Annotated in this window: 22 protein-coding genes; 14 read left to right on the forward strand and 8 right to left on the reverse strand. The window is 66.5% G+C overall.

Features of this window, described 5'->3' with window-relative positions:
- Positions 1 to 108: 108 nt before the first annotated feature.
- The 4 genes from D779_RS17310 to D779_RS17325 form a co-directional block, all read right to left on the reverse strand.
- On the reverse strand, positions 109 to 1440 hold the full coding sequence (locus D779_RS17310; RefSeq protein WP_094300805.1) for a ribonuclease H-like domain-containing protein: 1332 nt from the start codon (positions 1438 to 1440) through the stop codon (positions 109 to 111).
- Positions 1441 to 1448: 8 nt separating this feature from the next.
- A complete protein-coding gene (locus D779_RS17315; RefSeq protein ID WP_043756455.1) occupies positions 1449 to 1886 on the reverse strand; it encodes a hypothetical protein in 438 nt (145 codons plus the stop codon).
- Positions 1883 to 4297, reverse strand: a complete 2415-nt coding sequence (locus tag D779_RS17320) for a DEAD/DEAH box helicase (RefSeq protein ID WP_052348230.1) — start codon at positions 4295 to 4297, stop codon at positions 1883 to 1885. Before D779_RS17320 ends, D779_RS17315 begins: the two co-directional genes overlap by 4 nt.
- Positions 4298 to 4573: 276 nt before the next feature.
- Positions 4574 to 5785 (reverse strand): MFS transporter, encoded by a 1212-nt coding sequence (locus tag D779_RS17325; RefSeq protein WP_043756457.1) that lies wholly within the window; start codon positions 5783 to 5785, stop codon positions 4574 to 4576.
- A gap of 247 nt (positions 5786 to 6032) precedes the next feature.
- Between D779_RS17325 and D779_RS17330 the strand changes: the two genes are divergently transcribed.
- The 3 genes from D779_RS17330 (at position 6033) to tsaB (ending at position 8875) form a co-directional block, all read left to right on the forward strand.
- Positions 6033 to 7022, forward strand: coding sequence for an adenosine kinase (locus tag D779_RS17330; protein ID WP_043756459.1), 990 nt, complete (start codon positions 6033 to 6035; stop codon positions 7020 to 7022).
- A gap of 230 nt (positions 7023 to 7252) precedes the next feature.
- On the forward strand, positions 7253 to 8179 hold the full coding sequence (locus D779_RS17335) for a hypothetical protein (protein ID WP_043756461.1): 927 nt from the start codon (positions 7253 to 7255) through the stop codon (positions 8177 to 8179).
- Between the two features lie 18 nt (positions 8180 to 8197).
- The gene (gene tsaB / locus D779_RS17340; RefSeq protein ID WP_043756463.1) at positions 8198 to 8875 is read left to right on the forward strand and encodes a tRNA (adenosine(37)-N6)-threonylcarbamoyltransferase complex dimerization subunit type 1 TsaB; all 678 of its coding nucleotides are present in this window, start codon (positions 8198 to 8200) and stop codon (positions 8873 to 8875) included.
- A gap of 31 nt (positions 8876 to 8906) precedes the next feature.
- Here tsaB and D779_RS17345 read toward each other — a convergent pair whose 3' ends face one another.
- Positions 8907 to 9164: a hypothetical protein gene (locus D779_RS17345; protein ID WP_043756466.1), complete on the reverse strand. Its 258-nt coding sequence runs from the start codon at positions 9162 to 9164 to the stop codon at positions 8907 to 8909.
- A gap of 138 nt (positions 9165 to 9302) precedes the next feature.
- On the opposite strand from D779_RS17345, the gene D779_RS17350 reads away from it, so the two are divergent.
- Positions 9303 to 10601 carry a glycerate kinase type-2 family protein gene (locus tag D779_RS17350; RefSeq protein ID WP_332307778.1) on the forward strand — a complete coding sequence of 433 codons (1299 nt, stop codon included), beginning with the start codon at positions 9303 to 9305 and terminating at the stop codon, positions 10599 to 10601.
- A 60-nt stretch (positions 10602 to 10661) separates the two neighbouring features.
- Here the strand turns inward: D779_RS17350 and D779_RS17355 are convergent, their stop codons facing one another.
- From D779_RS17355 to D779_RS17365, 3 genes are all read right to left on the reverse strand, one after another.
- Positions 10662 to 11579, reverse strand: coding sequence for an SDR family oxidoreductase (locus D779_RS17355; RefSeq protein WP_043756468.1), 918 nt, complete (start codon positions 11577 to 11579; stop codon positions 10662 to 10664).
- 118 nt (positions 11580 to 11697) lie between these two features.
- On the reverse strand, positions 11698 to 12054 hold the full coding sequence (locus D779_RS17360) for an HPF/RaiA family ribosome-associated protein (RefSeq protein WP_043756470.1): 357 nt from the start codon (positions 12052 to 12054) through the stop codon (positions 11698 to 11700).
- A 369-nt stretch (positions 12055 to 12423) separates the two neighbouring features.
- Positions 12424 to 12978 (reverse strand): hypothetical protein, encoded by a 555-nt coding sequence (locus D779_RS17365; RefSeq protein ID WP_043756472.1) that lies wholly within the window; start codon positions 12976 to 12978, stop codon positions 12424 to 12426.
- A gap of 527 nt (positions 12979 to 13505) precedes the next feature.
- On the opposite strand from D779_RS17365, the gene D779_RS17370 reads away from it, so the two are divergent.
- The 10 genes from D779_RS17370 to rpoH all read left to right on the forward strand — a co-directional run bounded on the left by D779_RS17370 (position 13506) and on the right by rpoH (position 22313).
- Complete coding sequence (locus tag D779_RS17370; protein ID WP_081763575.1) at positions 13506 to 14018, forward strand: Na+/H+ antiporter subunit E; 513 nt, start codon at positions 13506 to 13508, stop codon at positions 14016 to 14018.
- Positions 14011 to 14277 carry a monovalent cation/H+ antiporter complex subunit F gene (locus D779_RS17375; RefSeq protein ID WP_043756474.1) on the forward strand — a complete coding sequence of 89 codons (267 nt, stop codon included), beginning with the start codon at positions 14011 to 14013 and terminating at the stop codon, positions 14275 to 14277. Before D779_RS17370 ends, D779_RS17375 begins: the two co-directional genes overlap by 8 nt.
- Entirely contained in the window at positions 14274 to 14570 is a 297-nt protein-coding gene (locus tag D779_RS17380; protein ID WP_043756476.1) for a cation:proton antiporter, read from the forward strand. Before D779_RS17375 ends, D779_RS17380 begins: the two co-directional genes overlap by 4 nt.
- Positions 14571 to 14575: 5 nt before the next feature.
- The gene (locus D779_RS17385) at positions 14576 to 14875 is read left to right on the forward strand and encodes a DUF4040 domain-containing protein (RefSeq protein ID WP_043756478.1); all 300 of its coding nucleotides are present in this window, start codon (positions 14576 to 14578) and stop codon (positions 14873 to 14875) included.
- Complete coding sequence (locus tag D779_RS17390) at positions 14872 to 15552, forward strand: Na(+)/H(+) antiporter subunit B (RefSeq protein ID WP_043756481.1); 681 nt, start codon at positions 14872 to 14874, stop codon at positions 15550 to 15552. The genes D779_RS17385 and D779_RS17390 overlap by 4 nt, the downstream gene beginning before the upstream one ends.
- Positions 15549 to 15827 (forward strand): NADH-quinone oxidoreductase subunit K, encoded by a 279-nt coding sequence (locus tag D779_RS17395; RefSeq protein WP_043756483.1) that lies wholly within the window; start codon positions 15549 to 15551, stop codon positions 15825 to 15827. Before D779_RS17390 ends, D779_RS17395 begins: the two co-directional genes overlap by 4 nt.
- Positions 15820 to 17259: a complex I subunit 5 family protein gene (locus D779_RS17400; RefSeq protein ID WP_043756485.1), complete on the forward strand. Its 1440-nt coding sequence runs from the start codon at positions 15820 to 15822 to the stop codon at positions 17257 to 17259. The genes D779_RS17395 and D779_RS17400 overlap by 8 nt, the downstream gene beginning before the upstream one ends.
- The gene (locus D779_RS17405; RefSeq protein WP_043756487.1) at positions 17256 to 18755 is read left to right on the forward strand and encodes a complex I subunit 5 family protein; all 1500 of its coding nucleotides are present in this window, start codon (positions 17256 to 17258) and stop codon (positions 18753 to 18755) included. The genes D779_RS17400 and D779_RS17405 overlap by 4 nt, the downstream gene beginning before the upstream one ends.
- Positions 18752 to 21055 carry a proton-conducting transporter transmembrane domain-containing protein gene (locus D779_RS17410; RefSeq protein WP_043756489.1) on the forward strand — a complete coding sequence of 768 codons (2304 nt, stop codon included), beginning with the start codon at positions 18752 to 18754 and terminating at the stop codon, positions 21053 to 21055. Before D779_RS17405 ends, D779_RS17410 begins: the two co-directional genes overlap by 4 nt.
- A gap of 415 nt (positions 21056 to 21470) precedes the next feature.
- A complete protein-coding gene (gene rpoH / locus D779_RS17415) occupies positions 21471 to 22313 on the forward strand; it encodes an RNA polymerase sigma factor RpoH (protein WP_043756491.1) in 843 nt (280 codons plus the stop codon).
- Positions 22314 to 22588 lie beyond the last annotated feature (275 nt).

A 22588-nucleotide genomic window follows, 5' to 3' on the forward strand; every position in this document is an offset into this window, starting at 1 on the left:
CCCTCAGAGCGCGTCGCTCCAGATCCTCCGCATCCGGCCAAAACCGCAGCCAGGACGCCGGACAGCGCCGCGATTCGCCAAGCCGCCCAGCGAGTCGGACCCGACCCTTCAGTCCAGCCCCATTCGCCCGTCCAATTCGATGTCTCCATCCGCATTCACACCCACTCCAGCCAATTTGCCCCGCAGACGCTCGCAGCGCCGCTCGCGATCCGGACCCGACGGAAGCCCGCGCGCCAGCTCCAGGGCCAGCGTCAGATCCCGCGTCCGGTGCTCATGGTACTTGGCCAGCGCGAGCCGCGCCCGTTCGTCGCCCCCATGGACGAGGGATTCCCAGATGGCGCGCGCCGAGGCCCAGCCGCCCCGGCGCCGATGGAGACGCGCCAGATCCAGCAGGGCCTGAGCCCCGAGACGGGCGCGGCCGGATTCGAGCAGACGCCAGGCCACGTCCTCGCGTCCCCGCGACTGATGGAAGGAGGCGACGGCATGGATATCGGCGCCCATGGATTCCGGGTTCTCGAAGCTCCGGGCCAGGGCCGGCATCAGACCGGCCAGGGACAGCAGGTCCCAGCGGTTGTGCCTCAGCACCCCGCCCAAGGGACCGGGATCGCCGTTCCTCAGCCAGCCGAGCCAGGCCGCCGGCGCCTCGGAGCCCGGCAGGTCGCCCTCGCGGACGAATCGCAGCAGACGCGACTCGGCCGTCGCCAGCCGGCAATCGGGCCAGACCCGACCGAAGGCCCGGCGCGCCGGCCCCAGAAGATCCAGATGGTGCAGATCGCGCAGCGGATCCGACAGACCGGCCAGACGGAAACGGGTGCTCAGCAGGGGCGCGTCGAAGGCGCGGCCGTTGTAGGTGACCAGGGTTCCGGCACCGGCCAGCGCCTGTCGGACCGCCTCCAGATAGGCGGGCTCGGCGTCGAGCCGGGCGAGCAGATACTGGCTCAGCCTCCAGCCATCGCCCTCGACCCGCAGCACGCCGGTCAGGAAGGCCCAGGTGCCGGTGCCGCCGGCGAGACCGCTGGTCTCGGTATCGAGAAAGACGGCAGGCGATCTCAGGTCCTCGCCATCCGAGACGTCCGGGCGCAAGCTCATCTCGGCCAGCGGCTGGCGGGGACCGGGATCGGCATCTGGGACGAAACGGGACAGGGGCAGAGCGCCATGCCGGATCCGGGCGTCCAGGGTCCGGTCGAGCACCAGGACACCAGGGGCGATCCGCTCCGCACCCAGCGCCTCGGACAGCGCCGATTCGTCCGGCTCGCGCCTCGGACGAACCGCCGGTCCCCCCATCAGCCGCTGCACCCGGTCGGCGAAGGATGCCTTCACCATGGTGCCAGCCCTCACCTTGGCGTCGGAATCCGCCACCCCTGTCTCGGCACTCGGCCCGGCGGCTCCAGTCCGTCCGCGCAGACGCCCCAGACGACCACTCAGCGACCGGTCGGCCATGGACGGCCTCAGCGCCGTCTGCTCGCCTGTCCCTGCAACACCGGCGCCGGACGCTGGAAGGCGGCGACGATGCCGATCAGCAGACAGCTCAGCGAGGCCCCGAGCCCGAAGGCCGGATAGAGCGATGCCTCCAGGAAGGCGGCCTTGACCGAATTCCAGTTGTTGATCCGAACCGCCACATCCTTGGGCTCGACACTGAAGGCCAGACCCTCGCGCCCCAGCCCGGTCAGCGAGCCGCGCACCAAATGCGCCTGCAGCGACTCCTTGTCGATGTAGAGACGGAAGTCGTCCGCGGTCTGATCGAGTGTGAGTGGGCTCGACTCGGGCGTCCACCAGATCCCCGCGTCCCCTTCCAGCACGGGTCGGTACTGGGTGGCGAGCAGCCCCCCCGAGACGCCGGACCCGACGAGACCGATCGCCAGCAGGGCGATGACGGATGGCTTCATGTCAATAACTCCAGAACCGCCAGCGCCGTCTGGCGCGGCGTCGATGCAAGATGTTCGTCGCCCGCCAGGATGGGGCCGACACAGGCCGGACAGCCGCCCTGACAGGCACAGCCCGCCACCAGATCGCGGGCATCGCCCAGCAGCCGCCGGGCGTCGTCGTAGAGCGGCGCGGAGAGCCCGACGCCGCCCGGATAGTTGTCGTACAGAAAGAGGGTGGGCTCGAAGCGACCGGCGCCCTCGGCCTCCAGGGGTTCGTTGTCCGGACCCCGCATCTGGCCGCGTCCGTCCCCGCCGACCACCGCGAACCAGGTCCCCTGGGCATCGCCGACCGCGCGTCCCAGATCGCGCAGCTCGGCCATGACCCGCAGGGCGGCGACATGATGCAGCGCATAGGCCGCGCCGAGAAAGCCCTCAATGGCCCGCTGGCGGTCGGGCAGGACCGCCTCCAGCACCGCGGGATCCGCCTGCCACCAGACCGAGGTGGTGTGCATCTCCTGATCCGGGAGCGCGATCTTGCCATAACCCACGTTGTCGTGGCTGTAGTAGCGAATCTTCTTGTAGCCCGGATAGCGCCGCACCAGATGCACCTCGCCGTTGGCCACGGCGCCCCTGCCCTGCTCGCGTCCCTCGAAGCGGTCGAGGATCTTGAGCCGGGTGTAGTCGATGGCGTCGGTGTAATAGTCGGCGCGGGTGCGGGTGACGAAGGCCTTGCGCCCGACCCAGTCGAGCCGCTCCACCTGATAGGGCTGGGACTGGACCATGTAGATGGCCCCTTCGTAGAGCGTGCCCGGGGCGCTTCCGTAGTCGACCTCGGCGATGATGGTCTGGGCGCCTTCGGTCGTATCGATGACGAGGAAATTGCCCTCGGCCACCGAGCGCAGCGAGACGGCGTTGGCCGGATAGCTGTCGGCCACCCAGTACCAGCGCGCGCCCTGATGCTGGACCAGACCCTCGTCGCGCAGATAGGCGAGCATCTCGCCCAGATCCTCCTCGCCGAAGCGCTCGCCGTCGCGAAAGGGCAGCTCGAAGGCCGCGCAGCGCACGTGGTCGAGCAGGATCAGCAGCTGATCCGGATGGATGCGGGCCTGCTCGGGCGAGGCGCCGAAGAGGAATTCGGGATGGCGGACCAGATACTGGTCGAGCGGATCGCTGCTCGCGACCAGCACCCCGAGCGAGGGCCGCAGACGCCGCCCGGCACGCCCAAGCCGCTGCCAGGTCGCAGCCACCGTGCCCGGATAGCCGTTGAGGATGGCCACGTCCAGGGCGCCGATGTCCACACCCAGCTCCAAGGCCGAGGTTGCCACCACCAGATCCACCTTGCCGGCGCGCATCGCCTGCTCGCCGCGCCGGCGCTCGCTCGGCAGATAGCCCCCGCGATAGGCCAGCACGCGCGGCGGGTTGCGCGGATCGCGGTCGAAGACGTCCTTCAAATATTTGGTGACGACCTCGACCATGAGCCGCGAGCGGGCGAAGACGATCGCCTTGAGCCCCAGCTTGGCCGCCATGCGGGCGATGCGGGTCGACTGGGAGCGCGCCGAGGCGCGGATGCCCAGGTCGGGATTGATCACCGGCGGATTCCACAGCAGCAGATGCCGCTCGCCCTGGGGCGCGCCGCTCTCCAGGATCGCCTGGACCGGCGCGCCGCAGAGACGCCCGGCCAGCTCGGCCGGATTGGCGATGGTCGCCGAGGCGAAGATGAAGGTCGGCTCGACCCCGTAGAAGCGGCAGATACGCCGCAGGCGCCGGAAGACGTTGGCCACGTGCGAGCCGAAGACGCCGCGATAGCTGTGCAGTTCGTCGACCACCACGTAGGCCAGCCCCTCGAAGAACTGGGCCCACTTGGTGTGATGCGGCAGGATCGCCTGGTGCAGCATGTCCGGATTGCTGACCACGATGTCGCCCCGGGTGCGCACCGCCTTGCGCGCGTCGCCCGGCGTATCGCCGTCGAAGGTGAAGGCCCGGATGCCCTCCCCGCCCGCCTCGGTCAGCGCCCGGCCGAGTTCCATGAGCTCCGCCACCTGATCCTGGGCCAGGGCCTTGGTCGGGAAGATATAGAGCGCCTTCCGTCCCTCGGTCAGCACCGACTGCAAGACCGGCAGATTGTAGCAGAGCGTCTTGCCCGAGGCGGTCGGGGTCGCCACCACCAGATGTCGGCCCGACCGGGCCAGATCCCAGGCCGCGCGCTGGTGGCTGTAGAGCCGTTCCAGGCCGCGCGCGCGCAGCGCCGAGCCCAGGGCGGGCGCCAGATCCGGCGGCAGATCGTTCCAGCTCGCCTCGATGGCCGGCTGGGTCTGGCTTGCGGTGATGCGGGCACCGTATTTGGCCAGCAGTCTGGATCGGAGACGCTCGACCGGCAGCGACGCCGACTCCCCGTGACGGGCGGAGGATCCGGGCTTCGATGTCCCTGGCATCACCGGCAGAGCCTCGCCGTCCGAGTTCGCTCCCCAAGGCAAACGCCTTCGCCAGGATTCATCATGAGCTTATAGGGGATGGATCGGAGCATCCGTAAACGTTTCACCTCTGCCTTCAAGCGACCTCGAATTCATCATCGACATCTTCAACGGCCACGTCGAGAACAGCGCGCCCACTTATCCGAAAACTGGTTTCCACTCCGGCTGGCAGGAGGGTTCGAGGAGAACGGACGATCTCCTCTGGAAACGACGGAGAGGAAATCCGTCTCCCGCCCCTCAGACCCGTGCCGGCTCGGGCATGACCATCGGCTCTCGGTTCAGGCGCAGATCCGGCAGGAAGACCGCCAGCAGACCGATCAAGGGCAAAAAGGCGCAGATCTGGTAGACGGTCTCGATGCCCCAGTGGTCGGCGACCAGGCCCAGGACACTGGCTCCAACACCGGCCAGGCCGAAGGCGAGCCCGAAGAAGAGCCCCGAGATGGCACCGACGCGGCCAGGAATGAGTTCCTGCGCGTAGACCACCATCGCCGGAAAGGCGGAGGCGAGCATGAAGCCGATGATCATCACCAGGACCGCCGAGGTTCCCAGTCCCACATAGGGCAGCATCAGGGTGAAGGGCGCAACGCCGAGGATGGATGCCCAGATGACCTGTCGTCGGCCAATGCGATCTCCGATGGGTCCGCCCAACAGGGTTCCCGCAGCAATGGCGAAGAGATAGAGGAAGAGATGGAATTGGGCATCGCGCACGCCGATACCGTAATGCTCCATCAAATAGAAGATGAGGAAGCTGCTCAGACTGGCCGAGTAGAAGAACTTGGAGAACATGAGCGCCAGCAGCACCCCGAGCGTGGTCCGTACCTTGCCCTTGGGTAGGGGGTCATGGGTCGACTTAGACACCGGTCGCGGCTGGCGTTGCTGGTGGCGATACCAGAGCCCAACGCCGATCAGCACCAGCATGGCAACCAGCGCGATCAGTGACATGAAGGCGAGGCTGCCTTGACCGTGCGGCAGGACGACCAAGGCCGCGAGCAAAGGTCCGATCGCCGCGCCGGCGTTGCCGCCGACCTGAAAGATGGATTGGGCCAACCCATAGCGTCCGCCCGAGGCCATGCGGGCCACCCGCGACGCCTCGGGGTGGAAGACGGCCGATCCGGTTCCGACCATGGCGGCCGCCATCAGCACCATGGGAAAGCTGTCGGCGATGGAGAGCGCCAGCAGACCGGCGAGCGTGCAGCCCATGCCGGCGGCGAGCGAGAATGGCTGAGGTCGCCGGTCGGTATAGGCCCCGACCAGAGGCTGCAGCAGCGAGGAGGTGAACTGGAAGGCCAGGGTGATGAGACCGATCTGGGCGAAGCTCAGATGCAACCCGGACTTGAAGAGCGGATAGATGGCGACCATCAGCGACTGCATGGTGTCGTTGAGCAGATGCGAAAAGCTGATGGCACCCAGCACCCGGAACCGGGGCTGCTGGATCGAATGACTGGTCATGAATCCTACTGGATGCGGAACGGGTTGATGGCCGACGCGAACGGAATCGCAATCGCCTGCGTACCGGATGCGCCCGGGATTCGGAGGGACACCGCCCCGGATGCATATCGTTGAATATGCTTACATACTCTCATATTCCATGCCTGTTCCCAAGCCGCTGGGTCGCTCGATTCCGGAGACGTCCCGGATCTGCGCTGCTCGGACCTGTACAATGGGCGGCTTTCACGAACGGACGACAGGAGCTCGCATGGCGAAATATCAGATCTACGGGATCGGCAACGCGCTGGTCGACATGGAATACGAGGTGGAGCATGAGGACCTGGGCATCCTCGGCATCGACAAGGGCGTGATGACACTGGTCGACGAGCATCAGCAGACCAGTATCATGACCCACTTGAAGGACCGGAATCATCAGCGCGGATCCGGCGGATCGGCGGCCAACTCCATCATCGCCTTCAGCCAGTTCGGCGGCAGAGGCTACTACTCCTGCAAGGTCGCCGACGACGAGCTCGGCCACTTCTACATGAAGGATCTGCTCGACGGCGGCGTCGACACCAACCACCACACCGAGAAGGTCCAGGGCGACACCGGGCGCTGCGTGGTGCTGGTCACCCCGGACAGCGACCGCACCATGTGCACCTTCCTCGGGGTCAGCGGCAACCTCTCCACCAAGGAACTGGTCGAGGAGGCACTGACCGACTCGGACTGGTTCTACACCGAGGGCTATCTGGTCACCTCGGACACGGCGCGTCACGCCACGATCGAGGCCAAGCGCCTCGCCGACGCGTCCGGCGTCAAGACCGCCATCTCGCTCTCCGACCCGAACATGGTGAAGTTCTTCAAGCCGGGGCTGCAGGAGATGATCGGTTCGGGCGTGGACCTGCTCTTCGCCAACGAGTTCGAGGCCATGGGCATGGCCGGCTCGGAGGATCTGCATCAGGCGGTGGACTATCTCAAGACCATCGCCAAGACCTTCGCCATCACCCGGGGGCCGCAGGGCGCCCTGGTCTGGGACGGCAGCGCACTGATCGAGATCGATCCGATCAAGGTCGAGGCAGTCGACACGCTCGGCGCGGGCGACATGTTCTCCGGGGCCTTCCTCTACGGACTGAGCCAGGGCTGGAGCTATCGGCGCGCGGGGGATCTGGCCTCGGCCGCCTCGGCCAAGCTGGTCACCTCGCTCGGGCCGCGCATCTCGGCCGCCGAGACCCGAAGGATCCTCGAAACCTTCGGCTGATCGGCCAATCGCGTCGATCGGCGGAAAGCCGATCGCACGCTGTCCAGGCATTCGATCGGCCCGTGACGGATCCCGAAACTGCGAACCACTCGACATCCTGGGGCCTACCCCAGGGTGTTAGGATTCGAGCCAAAGACTCTGGACCGATCGCAAGCGGCCGACGGACATCGACCTCCTGGCTCCTGGAGCAGGGGGCGGTCCGTCGGTGAACGTCGAATGGAGGACGCTCGATGACGAGCTTCGATGCCCCATCACTGCCGTCGCCCCTGACGCTGCGGGAATGCACCCGGCCGCGCTTCGAGGGCAATCTGGACAAACTCAGCGAATGGCTGACCGGCCTGCGCGACGGCGGCGTCCGTCAGGCCGGGCCGGCGCTGATGATGGCGCTCGAAAATCTGCGCAAGTCGGACCTGACCGCCAATCGGCGCATCTCGGTGCTGTCCGCGCTCAAGGTCCCGGTTCTCAAGACCTGTGCCGGACTCCCCAAACCCTACGCCGAGGATGGCGAATCGACCCAATCGGCGAACGGCATCACCCTGGAGCAGCGTCTCTACCGGCTCATGTTCGTGAATCTGGACCTGGCGCTGCGGCAACTGGACCAACAGCACTGCACGCTCACCACCCGGCAGCGGCGCAAGCGCGACTGGATGGCGCGCAATCTCTTCCGCTTCGCCTCGCGCCAGATCCGCTACAGCGCGCTATGGAAGGTTCCGCCGCCATCAGGCACCTGGCGCGATCTGCACGAGAGCTATTACTACCTCTCCACGCGACGGACCCATGGCGTCTGGACGGACGAGGATTCGGTCTCCATCGGGAATGGCTTCGACCACCAGCTGGAATACAAACGCCTGCTGCTGTTCGGACTGGCCGCCCAAATGAAGGAATCGACGATCCGAAGCGAGTATTTCCTCGACGGTCTGGAAGGCTGGGCGGTGCAGACCCAGCTGGAGGATCCGTTCCGCATGCTCGGCCGCATCCGTCTCTTCCTGGTCGAGATCTCGGAGGACAGACCGCCACGCCAGGTCGAGGGAACGCTGGAATCCACCTTCCATGGCTGGGTTCTGCAGCCCCCCTATCCCTTCATCCACGAATTGGAGGACGCCGGATATAGAATGGGGGCCTACGGCTTCCAGCCGCTCGACCTCACACCCGTCTGACCCAGTACCCAGAACCCAATGAAGCTGCTCGCGATCGATACCTCCAGCGAAACCTGTTCCGCCGCCCTGCTCCTCGACGAGCGTCTCGAACAACGTCTCGAACATGCCCCCCGCCGCCACGGCGAGCTCATCCTGCCGATGATGCAGGATCTGCTCGCAGAGGCCGGGCTGGCCGTCACCGACCTGGACGCCATGGCCTTCGGATGCGGTCCGGGCTCGTTCACCGGCGTCCGCATCGCCACCGCCGTCATCCAGGGCGCCGCCTTCGGCGCCGAGATTCCCGTGGTTCCCGTCTCGACGCTCGCCGCCATGGCCCAGGGTCAGTTCAGACGCACGGGCGACAGACGCCTGCTCGTGGCGCTAGACGCACGCATGGAGGAGGTCTATTGGGGATGCTTCGAGATCGACGGGCAGGATCTGGCCGCATACTGCTGCGAAGAGCGCGTCTGCCCGCCCGACTCGGTCTCGAGTCCGCAGGGCTGCGGCTGGCATGGCGTCGGGCCGGGCTGGTCGGCCTATCGAAGCCTGCTGACCGGACGTCTGGGCGAGGCGCTCTCGGGCATGAGTCCGGAGGCCGTCTGCGAGGCGCGGGACATCGCCATCCTGGCCGCGGCCGATTATGCCGAGGGACGCCATGTCCCCGCCGATCGGGCCATGCCCGTCTACCTGAGGGACAAGGTCACCCGCGCGGCCTGAGTGCGCGTGCTCGCCCGCCTGCGCTCGACATTCAACCCAATACCTCGCGCCGCCTGGCTGTGGCATCATGCTGATGACGGCAGTGCCGCCGCAGACAGCTCAGGACGTAGTGCAGCAGGGTCCCCCCGACCACCAGGAACATGGCCGAGGCGATTCCCAGCCGAGCCAGCGGCCCGAGGGGCGACAGGCCCAGCATCAGCCAGGTCAGGAACCCGATGAGGATCGTGATGAGCGAGATCACGACGAAGGGCCAGAGCGAGTGGTTGCATTTCGGGCAGAGGTTCAGCATGGATGCTCTCGGATTCCGAAGAACGCCCGTTGGCGCTGTCCATTCGCCTTGGCGAAGGTTGGGAAGACGATAAGGCCGAGGTGAGGAAACCATTCACACAGCGGTCGTTCATACTGATCGAGACGCGTCAATAAGACATTGAAATCGGTCAATATCATTCAAGACCTATCGGCTGCTCCAGGCGCAATATTCCCATCGGATAGTCTAGCGGCCGCCCGCCGGGGACTGCTCGCGCTCTACGCCACCGCAATCGCAGCGGTCGACGGGCGCGAGAACACTCGCCGCGCCCTCTCGCGCCACCAAGCCATTGAGGGTCCGACCTGGATCTGCGCGATCGGCAAGGCGGCATCGGCCATGGCGCTCGGCGCTGCCGCGGCCCACTCGGGATCCTGTCTCGGAGGTCTGGTCGTCACCAAGCCCGGGCATGCCGACGAAAAGGCGCTGGCGGCCGCGGGCATCCGCTGTCTCTTCGGCGCTCATCCGTTGCCGGACGCGAGCAGCCTGGAAGCGGGCGAGCAGCTGATCGCCGCACTGAGCGACATCCCGAGCGGAGCGACGGTCATCGTCCTCCTGTCGGGCGGCGCCTCCAGCCTGATCGAGGCACCGATCCGCGGAATCGACCTGACCGAGCTGCGCCGCATCAATGCCTGGCTGCTGGGGAGCGGGCTGGCGATCGAACAGATCAATCTGGTCCGCAAGTCCATCTCCCGGATCAAGGGCGGCGGACTCCTGGATGTCATCCCCGAGCGGTCGCTGCGCGCGCTCGCCATCTCGGACGTACCGGGGAATGTCGCGGGCGTCATCGGTTCCGGACCGCTGACCCCGGAACCCGATCTGGCGGTCCGGGTCATGAAGCTGCCCCTGCCCGACTGGCTGCTGGAGCGGGTGCGGCAAGGACTGGCCGAGCGCGGAGAGATGTCCGTCCGGGGACCGGAGATCGAGCTGATCGCCGACCTGGAGACCGCCATAGACGCGATCGCCGAGCACGCGCGCCGGTCCGGCCTGAGCGTCCATCTCCATCCCGAACCGATCCAGGGCCAGGCGGCAACGCGAGGCCGCGAGCTGGCCCGCACCCTCATCGATTCCGAACCGGGTCTGCACATCTGGGGTGGCGAGACGACCGTCGAGCTTCCGCATCGGCCAGGGCGCGGAGGACGCAACCAGCACCTGGCATTGGCGGCGGCGATCGAGCTCGCCGGACATCCCGACGCCCTGATGCTCGGCGCCGGAACCGACGGCACCGACGGCCCCACCGAGGACGCGGGCGCCCTGGTCGACGGCTGGACCCTGGAGCGCGCCGCCGACGCCGGATTCGAGCCCGAGTCCTGTCTCGCCGGTGCGGATTCCGGATCGCTGCTGGAGGCCAGCGGAGACCTGATCCGCACCGGCCCGACCGGGACCAACGTGATGGACCTGATCCTCGGGCTCAAGCTGTGACGGAGCGGCCGAGCGCGAGTCTATTCGCGATCTCGGCTCGCCGTCCGAGCGTGCGGACGCTCAGAGATAGTCGAGCTGGTCCACCCCGAAATGGGTCGGCGTCAGGCCGAGCCGGGCGAAGCTGTCGTTCTCCGGGCAGACATTGCCTTCCATCAGCATCTGCAGCTGATCGCGCGAGATGGGGAACCAGGCGTAGCGGTCGAGCAGACTGGCGGCGGCCTGGATCGCCGTGGCCGGCGCCGGCAGCATCATCTTGGTCTTGCCCGAGGCCGCGGCGATGACGCCCAGGATGGCCTTCCAGCTCAGACGCTGGGGGCCGCATAGACCGTAGGTCTGAGACTGGGTGCGCGACTCGCTCAGAGCCAGCACGAAGGCCTTGGCGACGTCCGTCACCGAGACGGGCGCCAGCTCGAACTCGCCCGCCTTGAGCGGCAGCATGCCCGCGTAGAAGAGCGGTGCCGGCAGAGGGCTGTCGATGATGTCCTTCTTGAGCTGAGAGCAGAACTCCATGCGTCCCTGCGGATCGCCGAAGATCACCGAGGGACGGAAGATGGTCCAGTTCAGGCCCGAACCCTTGAGGGCGATCTCGGCCTGGTATTTGGTGCGCTGATAGGGCGTGCCCTCGGCCCGGACCCCGTTGGCCGTCATGAGCAGGAAACGGCTCACGCCCGTGGCCTTCGCAGCCGCGATGGTATCCACCACGCCCTGGTACTGCAGCGCCTCGAAGGTGATGCCGCGCGCGGGAAATTCGCGCAGAATGCCGATGAGATAGATGACTGCATCGGCGCCGGTCAGACATTGCTCGAGCGCCACCTTGTCGCCGACCTCGCCATGCACGATCTCGCAGGCCGAGGGATTCTCGATCTTGGTTTCGCTGCCGGGGCGCACCAGCAGCCTGGGCATATGGCCCTCGGCGAGCAGTTGGCGCGTGACGTATAGACCGACGAAGCCTGTACCGCCGATGACTGCAACCTTCATGGAACACTCCTCATCGATGATTGGAATGAATCGATGGACGATGATACCGGTGGACCACTAGATTGGTGCCGAACGGATTCAGTCAAGACAGAATCTGAACATCCCCCTGTATCGCCGGTCAGCGGCCGACCTGAGCCATCTGGGGCATCTTCGAGGGCGTCGCGGCCAGGTTGACGACGTTTTGGCGACGCAGTCGGCGCACGCTGCGGCGCGCGGCGGTGAAAACCTCCTGGATGGCCTCGGAGGCTTTCTTGCGGGCGTCTCGGACCACCACCTGGCGGCCGGAGCAGAGCCTTGCGCTCAATTCGCAGCGAACGCGATGGCCGTGCATCGGATCGAATTCTTCCTGAATCGTGACGTGGGCGTCGAGCTGTTCGTCTGGAAAGCGATCGGCGAGCTTCTTGACCTCGAGCTCGATCTGCCGGCGAATATCTGCATCCAACGCGAGCGTATCGCCGCCTATCTTGATGGGCATACTTGACCTTCTCCAAAGACTCGGCCAATTCTCACGCCTTTCAGTGACGCATACCGAATACCGAGTGGAACTGATAAGAGGGCAACGGCCTCTATGAGTGATTCCGTCGCTCGGGGTATCTCTGGGGCGGGGGGGGACGCGGTACGAGACGCGCGACGGTGCGCAGATCATGGCGATCGAACGTCCGAAAAGCAAGACCGCAAGTGTCATTTAACGCACATTCATCACACTTTCACCCCTCCAGATCAAAATCTGGGTGCATTCTCGGCCCTCGGAAGCGATCCGAGAGAGGGTTTTCGCCCTATAGACCGACCGAATCGCTCGCCCCGACACGAGGCGCAGGCCCCTGCCGGCTGCCCTGACGCGGCCTCACTCGAAGAGATCGCGAAAGGCCTTGGCGAAGGATTTGTAGGCATCCCAGCCGTCCTTGTCCATCACCTGATCGATCACCCAGCGGTTCTCCTGCCCGCCGCCCATGAGCGTCTGGATCTCGAACCCCAGGTGCCGCAGCATGGCGTAGCTGGGGCCGTCGTCGGCGAAGCTGTACTCGGCATACTCGCCCGAGCGCTCGTTGAGCAGGGCGATGAAGGGCGAGCCGTAGTCGCCCGGCCCCAGCAGGTCCTGGGTGTTGTCCTGGACGTGGGCGAAGACCTTCTTGGCGAACTCGGTGACAAGGGTTCGACGTTCATCGTCGTCGATCATCCCGTGCGAGAGCCGGTCCGCGACCTGGATGAGAAAGGCCAGATATTCCTGAATGACGCCGAGCCGCTGGGCGTCGTCGCGGTAGACGAAGCGCTCGCAATGCAGATTGATGGCCTTGTCGAGTGCAACGCGCCAGGCGATGAAGGCCAAGGCACTGGCGACTTCGGGAAGCGAGCGATCGCGCGCCTCGTCCTTCCAATGACTCTTGATGCGAATTGCCACTGAATCCTCCTGCCTCGTCGATGGGCGGAACCGACCGGATCGGGTCCGCCGCTGAATGCTCAGTATTTTACTCAGAAAACCGTCGGCAACACAGATCGCGGGAATGCCAGCTCCGCCGGTCGGCCGCATCCATTGGCTCGACGAGACCGGCAGACGAGGTTTCCTCTGCGCAGAACGGCACGATTGCGGCCCTCGCCCTTGGCGCGATAGAGCATCCGGTCGGCCTGATTGAGCAAGGCATCGAGCGCCCCCCCTTCCGCGACGCTGAGAGCGATGCTGAGGGTACACCTCCAGCCCCCCTCGACCCGGTACGCCGAGCAAGCCGCCGGGAATGGTTGTTTTCAACCGCGAGCCGGGCTATTTCGCCCAAACCCAGAGGGCATGGCCCGCGATCGACACCGCAACCCTATGAGTTCCATCTTTTGGCGCACAATTTGCTTTAGCCTATCGGCGATGCGGATCGGAACTCCGCTATCGCCTCGCGACCAAGATGAACATGAACAGACGCGGGATCATCAAAGGCCGATATGGAACCGAATCCCACCCTTGAACGATGGATCCACTATGCAGGCAGAACCACGCTGCTCGCTCTGGGCTGGATCCTGCTCGCCGGACCGGCCCCCGAATCCTGGATACTGGGCATCCCGAGCGTTCTGCTTGCGACCTGGGCCAGCCTCCGGCTCGCTCCCCCGAGGCGGCGTGGACTGAGTCCCCGGGGGCTGATGGCCTTTCTGCCCTACTTTCTATGGCAATCGGTCCGCGGCGGTATCGACGTGGCCGGACGCATCCTGCACCCGAGGATGCCGATCGCGCCCGGCTTCCAGATCTACCGGACGCGGCTGTCGAAACCGGCCGCCCGGGTGCTCTTTCTCGACAGCATCAGCCTGCTGCCCGGCTCCCTGAGCGCCGATCTCGACGGGGATCGGCTGCGCATCCACGCCATCGACGCCGACTCCAGCCTGGCACCCGAGCTGGCCGCGCTCGAGCGGCGGATCGCCGCGCTGTTCGGCGAGCGCCTGCCGGATCCGACTCATGGCTGAATTCCTTCTCGCGGCCGCCCTGCTGCTCCTGATCTCGATGGCCACGGGCCTGGCGCGGCTCATCCTCGGACCGACGCCGGGCAACCGGGTGATGGGCGTGCAGCTGCTCGGAACCACCGGCATCGCCATCCTGCTGCTGCTCGCCCAGGTCCTGGCCGCGCCGGCGCTGACGGACGTGGCCCTGATCTTCGCCCTGCTCGCCGCGGTGTCCGGCATCGCCTTCACCCGACGGCGGATCCATGGAGACGCGCCCGAATGAGCCTCGCGATCCAGATCCTCTCGGGCACGCTCGTCGCGCTCGGCACGGGCTTCTTCCTGGTCGGCACCCTGGGGCTGTTGCGGCTGCCCGATCTCTTCACCCGGCTGCACGCCCTGACCAAGGCCGACAACCTCGGGCTCGCCCTGGTGATCCTGGGGCTGATGCCCTGGGTGTCGGACGTCTTTCAGGGATTGAAGCTGCTGCTGATCTGGGTCCTGGTACTGGCCTCCAGCGCCACGGCCAGCCATCTGATCGCCAAGCGCGCAGCGCTCGGCGAGGCCGAGGAGCTCTAGCGGCCATGGCGGTCCTGATACTGGTGTTCGATCTGATTCTGGTGGCCACCCTTTTGGGCCTGGCACTGGCCGCGCTCACCAGCCGGGAGCCGAGCCGCGCAGCGACCCTCTTCATCGCCTTCGGCATCTGGCTGTCCCTGGTCTGGGCGCGGCTGCAGGCGCCGGACCTCGCCCTGGCGGAGGCCGCGATCGGCGCCGGCTTCGGCGGCGCCCTCATGCTGGCGGCGGCACGCCGGACGGCCCATCGCGCGACTCGGGGGCGAGGCGACGAGGAGACCGAGCCAGACGAGGCGCACCCGCCATGAACCGAACCCCGAGTCTAGTCGTGGCCCTGCTGGTCGCCCCGCTCGCGCTGGTGCTACTGTGGGCCTTCCACGAGGCACTGACCCAGCCGTCCGGCGCGCGTCTGGCCGATCTGGCCGAGACGTCGCTGTCGCGCACCGGGGTCGGCAATCCGGTGACGGCCGTACTCCTGAGCTATCGCGGCTACGACACCATGCTGGAGCTGGGCGTCCTGCTCGCGGCGCTGCTCGGCATCTGGTCCCTGGGCCGGGTCTCGCCCGGCTTCCATCCGCCCGAGCTGGCCCTGACCGCCATGGTCGCATGGGTGGTCCCCCTGCTGATCCTGACCGCCGGCTATCTGCTCTGGGCCGGCGCGGAGCGGCCCGGCGGGGCCTTCCAGGGCGGCGCCCTGCTCGGCGCGGCCGGCGTGATCCTGCGTCTGACCGGCGAGCGACGGCTCGGCCTGCCGTCCGAGCGGGCGCAGCGCCGGCTCGCGATCGCCGGGATCGGCGCCTTCCTCGCGGTCGGTCTGGGGACGGCGGCGGCCGGACTGGGATTCCTTGCCTACCCGGAGTCCTGGTCCAAGTGGCTGATCCTGCTGATCGAGACCGCGACCACACTGGCGGTCGGAATGACCCTCGCCGCCGCCTACCCCGGCGGACCACCCGGGCCGGCAGGCAACGAGCGAGACGCGCCATGACCGAGCTCCTCTTCGGCGGGGCCGGCATCCTCCTCTTCGCGATGGGTCTCTGGTCCTTCCTGGTTCATGAGCCGCTGCTGCGCAAGCTGATCGCCTTCAACGTCATGGGCAGCGGTGTCTTCCATATCCTGGTCGCCATCTCCGAGCGCGGCGCGCTGCGGCCGGATCCCGTGCCGCACGCCCTGGTCCTGACCGGCATCGTGGTGGCCGTGAGCGCCACCGCGCTGGCGCTCGCGCTCGACCGCCGGCTCGACGACGAGGATCCCGATGGATAGCCTCGCACTCGCCGTCGCCCTGCCCTTGCTCGCGGCGCTCCTGGCCACGGTCTGGCCGGCGCGGGCGACCCTGCTCGGGCTGCTCGGCGCGCTCGCGACCGCCGCGGCGGCACTGATGGTGATCACGGAGGTCTGGGAGCATGGGCAGCTGAGCACCGCGCTGGGCGGCTGGGACATCCCACTGGGGATCGCGCTCGCGGCCGACGGCCTCTCCGCCGCCCTGCTCGCCATGACGGCGCTGGTGGGGCTCGCGATCAGCCTCTATGCCGCCGCCTATTTCGACGGACGCCAGGCGATGCATTTCTGGCCGCTCTGGCTGCTGCTCTGGACGGCGCTCAACGGGCTCTTCCTGGCCGGCGACCTCTTCAATCTCTATGTCACGCTCGAGCTGCTGGGCCTTTCGGCCGTGGCGCTCGGCGCCCTGGGCGGAGACCGGGCGGCCGTCGCCGCCAGTCTGCGCTATCTGCTGGTCAGCCTGCTCGGGTCGATCAGCTATCTGCTCGGCGTCGTGCTGCTCTACACCGCCCACGGCAGTCTGGACCTGGCGCGGGTCGCCGCGGCGCTGCAGCCCGGCCCGGTGGCGGCCGCGGCCATGACGCTCATGATCGGCGGCCTGACGATGAAGGCGGCGCTGTTCCCGCTGCACTTCTGGCTGCCGCCGGCGCATGCGAGCGCCCCGGCCCCGGTCAGCGCGGCGCTCTCGGCCCTGGTGGTCAAGGCCGCGGTCTATCTGATCCTGCGGCTCTGGCTGGATCTCTTCGCCCCACTGGTCACCACGGGCGCGGCCATGCTGCTCGGCGGGCTCGGCGCGGCGGCCGTGATCTGGGGCTCCTGGCGCGCGCTGCACGCCGAGCGGCTGAAGCTGCTGGCGGCCTATTCGACCGTGGCCCAGATCGGCTATCTCTTCCTCTTTCCACCCCTGTTTCAGGCGACGCCCCCGGGTCCCGGGCGCGACGACCTGCTGGCCGCCCTGGTGCTCATGATCCTGACCCACGGCTTCGCCAAATCGGCGCTCTTCCTCGCCGTCGGCGTGATCCAGAAGCGCTCAGGGCACGATCGCATCGCCGAGCTGGGCGGCACCGCCCAACGTCTTCCTGCCACCACCTTCACCCTCGGACTGGCCGGGATCGCCCTCATCGGACTGCCCCCGAGCGGCAGCTTCACCGGCAAGTGGCTGCTCCTGAACGGCGCCTTCGCCAGCGGTCAATGGGGCTGGATACTCGTCATCCTGACCGGCACGCTGATGACGGCGGCCTACGTCTTCCGCGTACTCAGCCGGGCCTTCAATCTGGAGCCGACCCCGCCGGGGTTCGTCACGGACGCGCGCACCGAGCTGCCCGCCCTCCTGCTGGCCGCGATCGCGGCGATCGGACTGGGCCTGGCGGCGGCGCCGCTCTGGCCGCTGCTGGGCGGCGGCGAGGACGGGACATGACCCTGGATACCCTCCTGCCCGCCGCCATTGTCTTCAGCTCGCTCGTCCCCGGGCTCCTGATCTTTCTGGTCGCGGAGGAAAGCCACCGGCTGCGGATCCTGCTGAACCTCTCCGGCGCCCTGGTCAAGCTGTTGTTCGTCGCCATCATGATCTGGGGCGTCTATCACGACCACAACTACGAGAGCCGGCTGACCCTGGCCCCCGGGCTCGACCTGGTGCTGCAGGCGGACGCACTCTCGGTGCTCTTCGTCACCCTCTCGACCCTGCTCTGGCTGGTCACGACCGTCTATGCCATCGGCTATCTGGAGCAGACGCCCAACCGCAGCCGTTTCTTCGGCTTCTTCAGCCTCTGCGTCTCCTCGACCGTGGGCATCGCCCTGGCCGGCAATCTCTTCACCTTCCTGGTCTTCTACGAGATCCTGACCCTGACGACCTACCCCCTGGTGGCCCATCGCGGGACGCCCGAATCCATCCGGGGGGCGCGGATCTATCTGATCTACACCCTGAGCGGGGGCGTTCTGCTGCTGACCGGAACGGTCTGGCTGCATGCGCTGGCCGGCCCGGTCACCTTCACCCAGGGCGGCATGCTGGGGGCGGTTCCGACCGAGCAGCATGGAACGCTGATCGCCATCTTCGTGCTGCTGCTCGGCGGACTCGGGGTCAAGGCCGCGCTGGTACCGCTGCACGGCTGGCTGCCGGAGTCCATGGTGGCGCCCGCCCCGGTGAGCGCCCTGCTGCACGCCGTGGCGGTGGTGAAGGCCGGCGCCTTCGGGATCCTGCGGGTGGTCTACGACGTCTACGGGATCGAGCTCGCCGACGCGCTGGGGCTGCTGACGCTGCTCGGCGCACTGGCCTCGGCCACCATCCTCTACGGATCGCTGCGGGCCCTGGCCCAGGACGGGCTCAAGAAGCGGTTGGCCTATTCCACCGTGAGCCAGGTCTCCTACATCGCCCTCGGCGCCTCCATCCTGGGACCGGTGGCGACCGTGGGCGGCGTGGTGCACCTGGTCCACCAGGGCATCATGAAGATCACGCTCTTCTTCTGCGCCGGCAACTATGCCGAGACCCTCGGCATCCATCGCGTCAGCCAGATGGACGGCGTCGGCCGGCGCATGCCCTGGACGACGCTCGCCTTCAGCGTCGGCGCGCTCGGCATGATCGGCCTGCCGCCCATCGCCGGCTTCGTCAGCAAGTGGTATCTGGGCCTGGGCGCCGTCACGGCCGAGGCCGAGTGGGTCCTGGTCGTCCTGGGTCTGAGCACCCTGCTCAACGCCGGCTATTTCCTGCCCATCCTCTATCGCGCCTGGTTCCGTCCGGCGCCCGAGGCCTGGCCGGAGGAGCACATCCCGCCCGGCCGGCTGGAGACCATGGGCACCCTGCTGTGGCCGCCGGTCATCACGGCGGGGCTCTGTCTGATCGCCGGTCTCCTGGCCGAGGCGCCCTTCAGCCCGCTCGAATGGACCGAGCTGATCGCGCGCCGCGAGTACGGACTATGAGCGTCTGGCTGCTGCTCGGCGCCTGGGTCTGGCCGCTCCTGCTCGCGGCCGGCGCGCGCGCGCGGCGGCTCTGGTGGCTGCCCGCGGTGGGCGCCCTGCCTGCCCTCGCCGCCGCCCTCTGGCTCCCGCTCGGCAGCCGTCTGGAGCTGCCCTGGCTGCTGCTCGGGACCAGTCTGGGGCTGGACGCGCTCGCGCGCGGATTCCTCCTCTTCACCGCCATCGTCTGGCTCGCGGCGGGCATCCAGGCCGCCTTCGGTCTGCGCGGGAGGCCGGACACAGGGCGTTTCAACCTCATGTTCCTGCTGGCGATGGCCGGAAACCTCTGGCTGATCGTCGGACAGGACCTGGTCAGCTTCTACGCCGGTTTCGCCCTCATGGGGCTGGCGGCCTACGGACTCATCGTCCACGAGGGCGACGCCAAGGCGCTGCGGGCCGGGCGCGTCTATCTGATCCTGGCGCTCGCCGGCGAGGTGACCCTGCTCGCCGGGCTACTCATGATCGCCGTCCAGTCCGGCACGCTCACGCCGAACCGGGCGCAGCTCGCCGGGCTGGACGATCCCGCCATCGCGCTGATCCTGCTGGGGCTGGGCGTCAAGGCCGGGATGGTCCCGCTGCACGTCTGGCTCCCGCTGGCCCATCCGGCCGCCCCGCCGGCGGCGAGCGCCGTGCTGAGCGGGACCATGATCAAGGTCGCGCTGCTGGGATGGCTGAGGTTCCTACCGGTCGGGGCGGCGGAGCTGCCGCTCTGGGGCGATGTTCTGACCCTCGCGGGCCTGGTCACCATCGCCCTGTCACTGCTGGTCGGGCTGGTGCAGCACGACCCCAAGGTCATCCTGGCCTATTCCAGCATCAGCAAGATGGGCCTGATGATCCTGCTGCTCGGACTCATCCTGGCCGCGCCCGACACGGCCTCGCTCGGCATCGCCGCGCTGACCCTCTATGCCGCGCAGCACGCCCTGGCGAAGGGCGGACTCTTCCTCGGCGTCGGGCTGCGCAAGGCGTCCGCCATCGGCCAGCCGCTGGTACTCGGCGGACTGGCCGTTCTGGCCCTGGCACTGGCCGGCGCTCCCTTCACCAGCGGCGCGGCCGCCAAGTACGCCATCAAACCGCTGCTCGCGACGGCCGACTGGCACTGGATCGCGGGCGCCATCGCGGTCTCGGCCGTCGCGACCAGCCTGCTGATGGCCCGCTTCGTCTGGGCGAGCACCCGTATGGAACGCCACCCGGAGCCTGGCTACGGCTGGCCGCTGGCGGGCTGGAGCGGTCTGATCCTGCTGCTGCTCGCCTTCCCATTCGTGCTGGGTCAGCCGGCGGCCTGGACGACGGGTGCCGCCACGATCGGCACGGGCCTCGCGATCGCCGCCGCGATCGCCGGCACGGCACGCTGGCGCCCGGAGGTGGTCCGACGCTCGCTCGGACGGCTGGTCGGAACCATCCCACCCGGCGATCTGCTGGCGCTCGCCGCCGCGCCGATCGGCGGGCTGCGCCGGCTTGGTCAGACCGGCATGGATGTCTGGCGGCGTCCGCGAGCATGGATCGAGCTAGGGGGACGGAAAACGCTCGCGGCCCTCTCCAACCATTCACTCGCCAACGCCGAGCGTCGCCTGAGACGCTGGCCGGTCGCTGGATCGCTCTGGCTCGGAATCGCGGGACTGCTGCTGATGGGACTGCTCGTCGGCGATCCCCGTCTGAACAGAGAGGCGCCGAAAATCGCCGAAGTCTCGCCTCCATCAGCCGTCGTCCCGAATGACCCCGCGCAGATGCCGGCTCCGACCGAGCCCATGAGAGACGCCGAGACCATTCCGAGTTCCGCCGTACCGCGCGAAGGAGAAGGAGATTCCGACATCGAGCCGCAGAAGCAGCCCCCGAGCGATTCGGTCCGCACAGCGGACCCTACCGAAGCGTTGGCTGTAGGGTCCGCTGTGCGGACCGAATCTCCGGAACCAGATTCTCAGACAACATCTCAGGAATGCGACCCCGAGCAGGTCGTCGTCCTCACCAGTCCGCGCGATTCCAGCGACCAAATCCGGCTGCGCCCCTGCGTCGAGCAACCGTCCGGCGAATACGCCGAGGTCGAGGCCCCACCGCTCACCAACCGGCTGGTCCGTCTGATCCAGGTCCATCTGGACGCGCTCGGCTTCGACCCCGGCCCGATCGACGGTCTGATCGGCCCCCGCACCCGCTCGGCGATCCGAGACTACCAACGAGCCAAGGGTGTCGACGCAACCGGCGCCGTGGATTTCGGGCTGATTCGGCTGCTCAAGAACCTAAGGGGGTCTGGCCAAAACGACTACAAGTAAGAACCCTCGCCCCAGTCCATGACACAGGACTGAACTGGCCTGATCGAACCGACACGGGCTTTCTTGACGCCTCTCACGATCCGACTCGTCGCGGCATTGAACAGATTTATGAGCAACCTATGAAATTCATCAAACCGACATTTTGCGGCAACCCCTGGATAGCATGGATATAGGTATCTACATGCATACTATATAAAAAAACATCTTATCGATCAGACATACCTATCGAAACCATAGGAACATACGATTCCGATTTGCCCCTAGATCGTCTTGTACAAATCCGGCTCATTACCTAGAGTTCAACGAATGTACATATTCGTCGATCACTCGCCACCAAAACCACTGCAAAAGTGCTGGCAAATAGCCGAGTTTGTTGGTAGGATTTTTTCCAAGTCAAACACTCAGGTATTAACCCATGGTCAAAGACTTATCAATTATGCCAACTGGCACTATCGAAGCTTATATCAGTAGCGCCTACCAGATTCCTGTCCTGACCCCCGAGGAAGAACACAGCCTAGCCGTCCTGCACCGCGACAATGGAGACATGGCCGCAGCTAGACGCCTGGTGGTGTCGCATCTCAGATTCGTCATCCGGATTGCCCGCGGCTACATGGGGTATGGCTTACCTCTTCCCGATCTGATCCAGGAAGGCACTGTTGGACTTATGAAGGCCGTTCGCAGGTTCGAGCCGGACATGGGCGTCAGGCTGGTTTCGTTTGCTGTCCACTGGATCCGCGCCGAAATTCACGAGTACATTTTGCGCAACTGGCGCATCGTGAAAGTGGCGACGACCAAGGCGCAGCGCAAGCTCTTCTTCAACCTGAGAAGCTCGAAAAAACGCCTTGGCTGGTTCACGAAGCAAGAGGTCGAAGATGTCGCTGCCGACCTTGGGGTGAAGCCCGAAATCGTCATGCAGATGGAATCTCGTCTGGCGAGTCAGGACCTGTCGTTCGATGGTCTCGAAGACGATGATGACGATGCCCCCTCGGCCCCATCGACGTACATCCCGGATGTACGGATGGAACCCTCCCGACTGCTGGAGCGCGAAGACACAGATCGAAACCAAAAGGAACGCCTGCATGCTGCACTCGCTGGCCTAGACGATCGCAGCAAGACCATACTCTATGAGCGTTGGCTGTCGGAGAAGAAACAGACCCTTCATGAGCTTGCAGAACAATTTGGCGTATCTGCCGAAAGAATCCGACAGATCGAAAAAAACGCGATGAAGAAGGTTCGGTTGCAGTTGGAAGCCGCCTGACACAGGTTTAGTCAGGATGTACATCGAACCTTATCAATTACACCACTATCCACAAGCCACCTGACGAGAGAGCAACTCTCCGTCAGGTGTGCTCATCCCAAACCCATTCCATCCTTCCCGTTGGCAAAAACAAACGGCTCTTGTTGGATTCATCGCAAGAGGTAGTGAACATTTTCCTTTGCACAAAGAAGAAACCCCTGGCTCCTTATGGGAGTCAGGGGTTTCGGGATAAAGCCCTGGCGGTGACCTACTTTCGCATGGGGAGGCCCCACACT

The sequence above is a fragment of the Imhoffiella purpurea genome (genome assembly GCF_000585215.1).
Classification (GTDB): Bacteria; Pseudomonadota; Gammaproteobacteria; order Chromatiales; family Chromatiaceae; genus Imhoffiella; species Imhoffiella purpurea.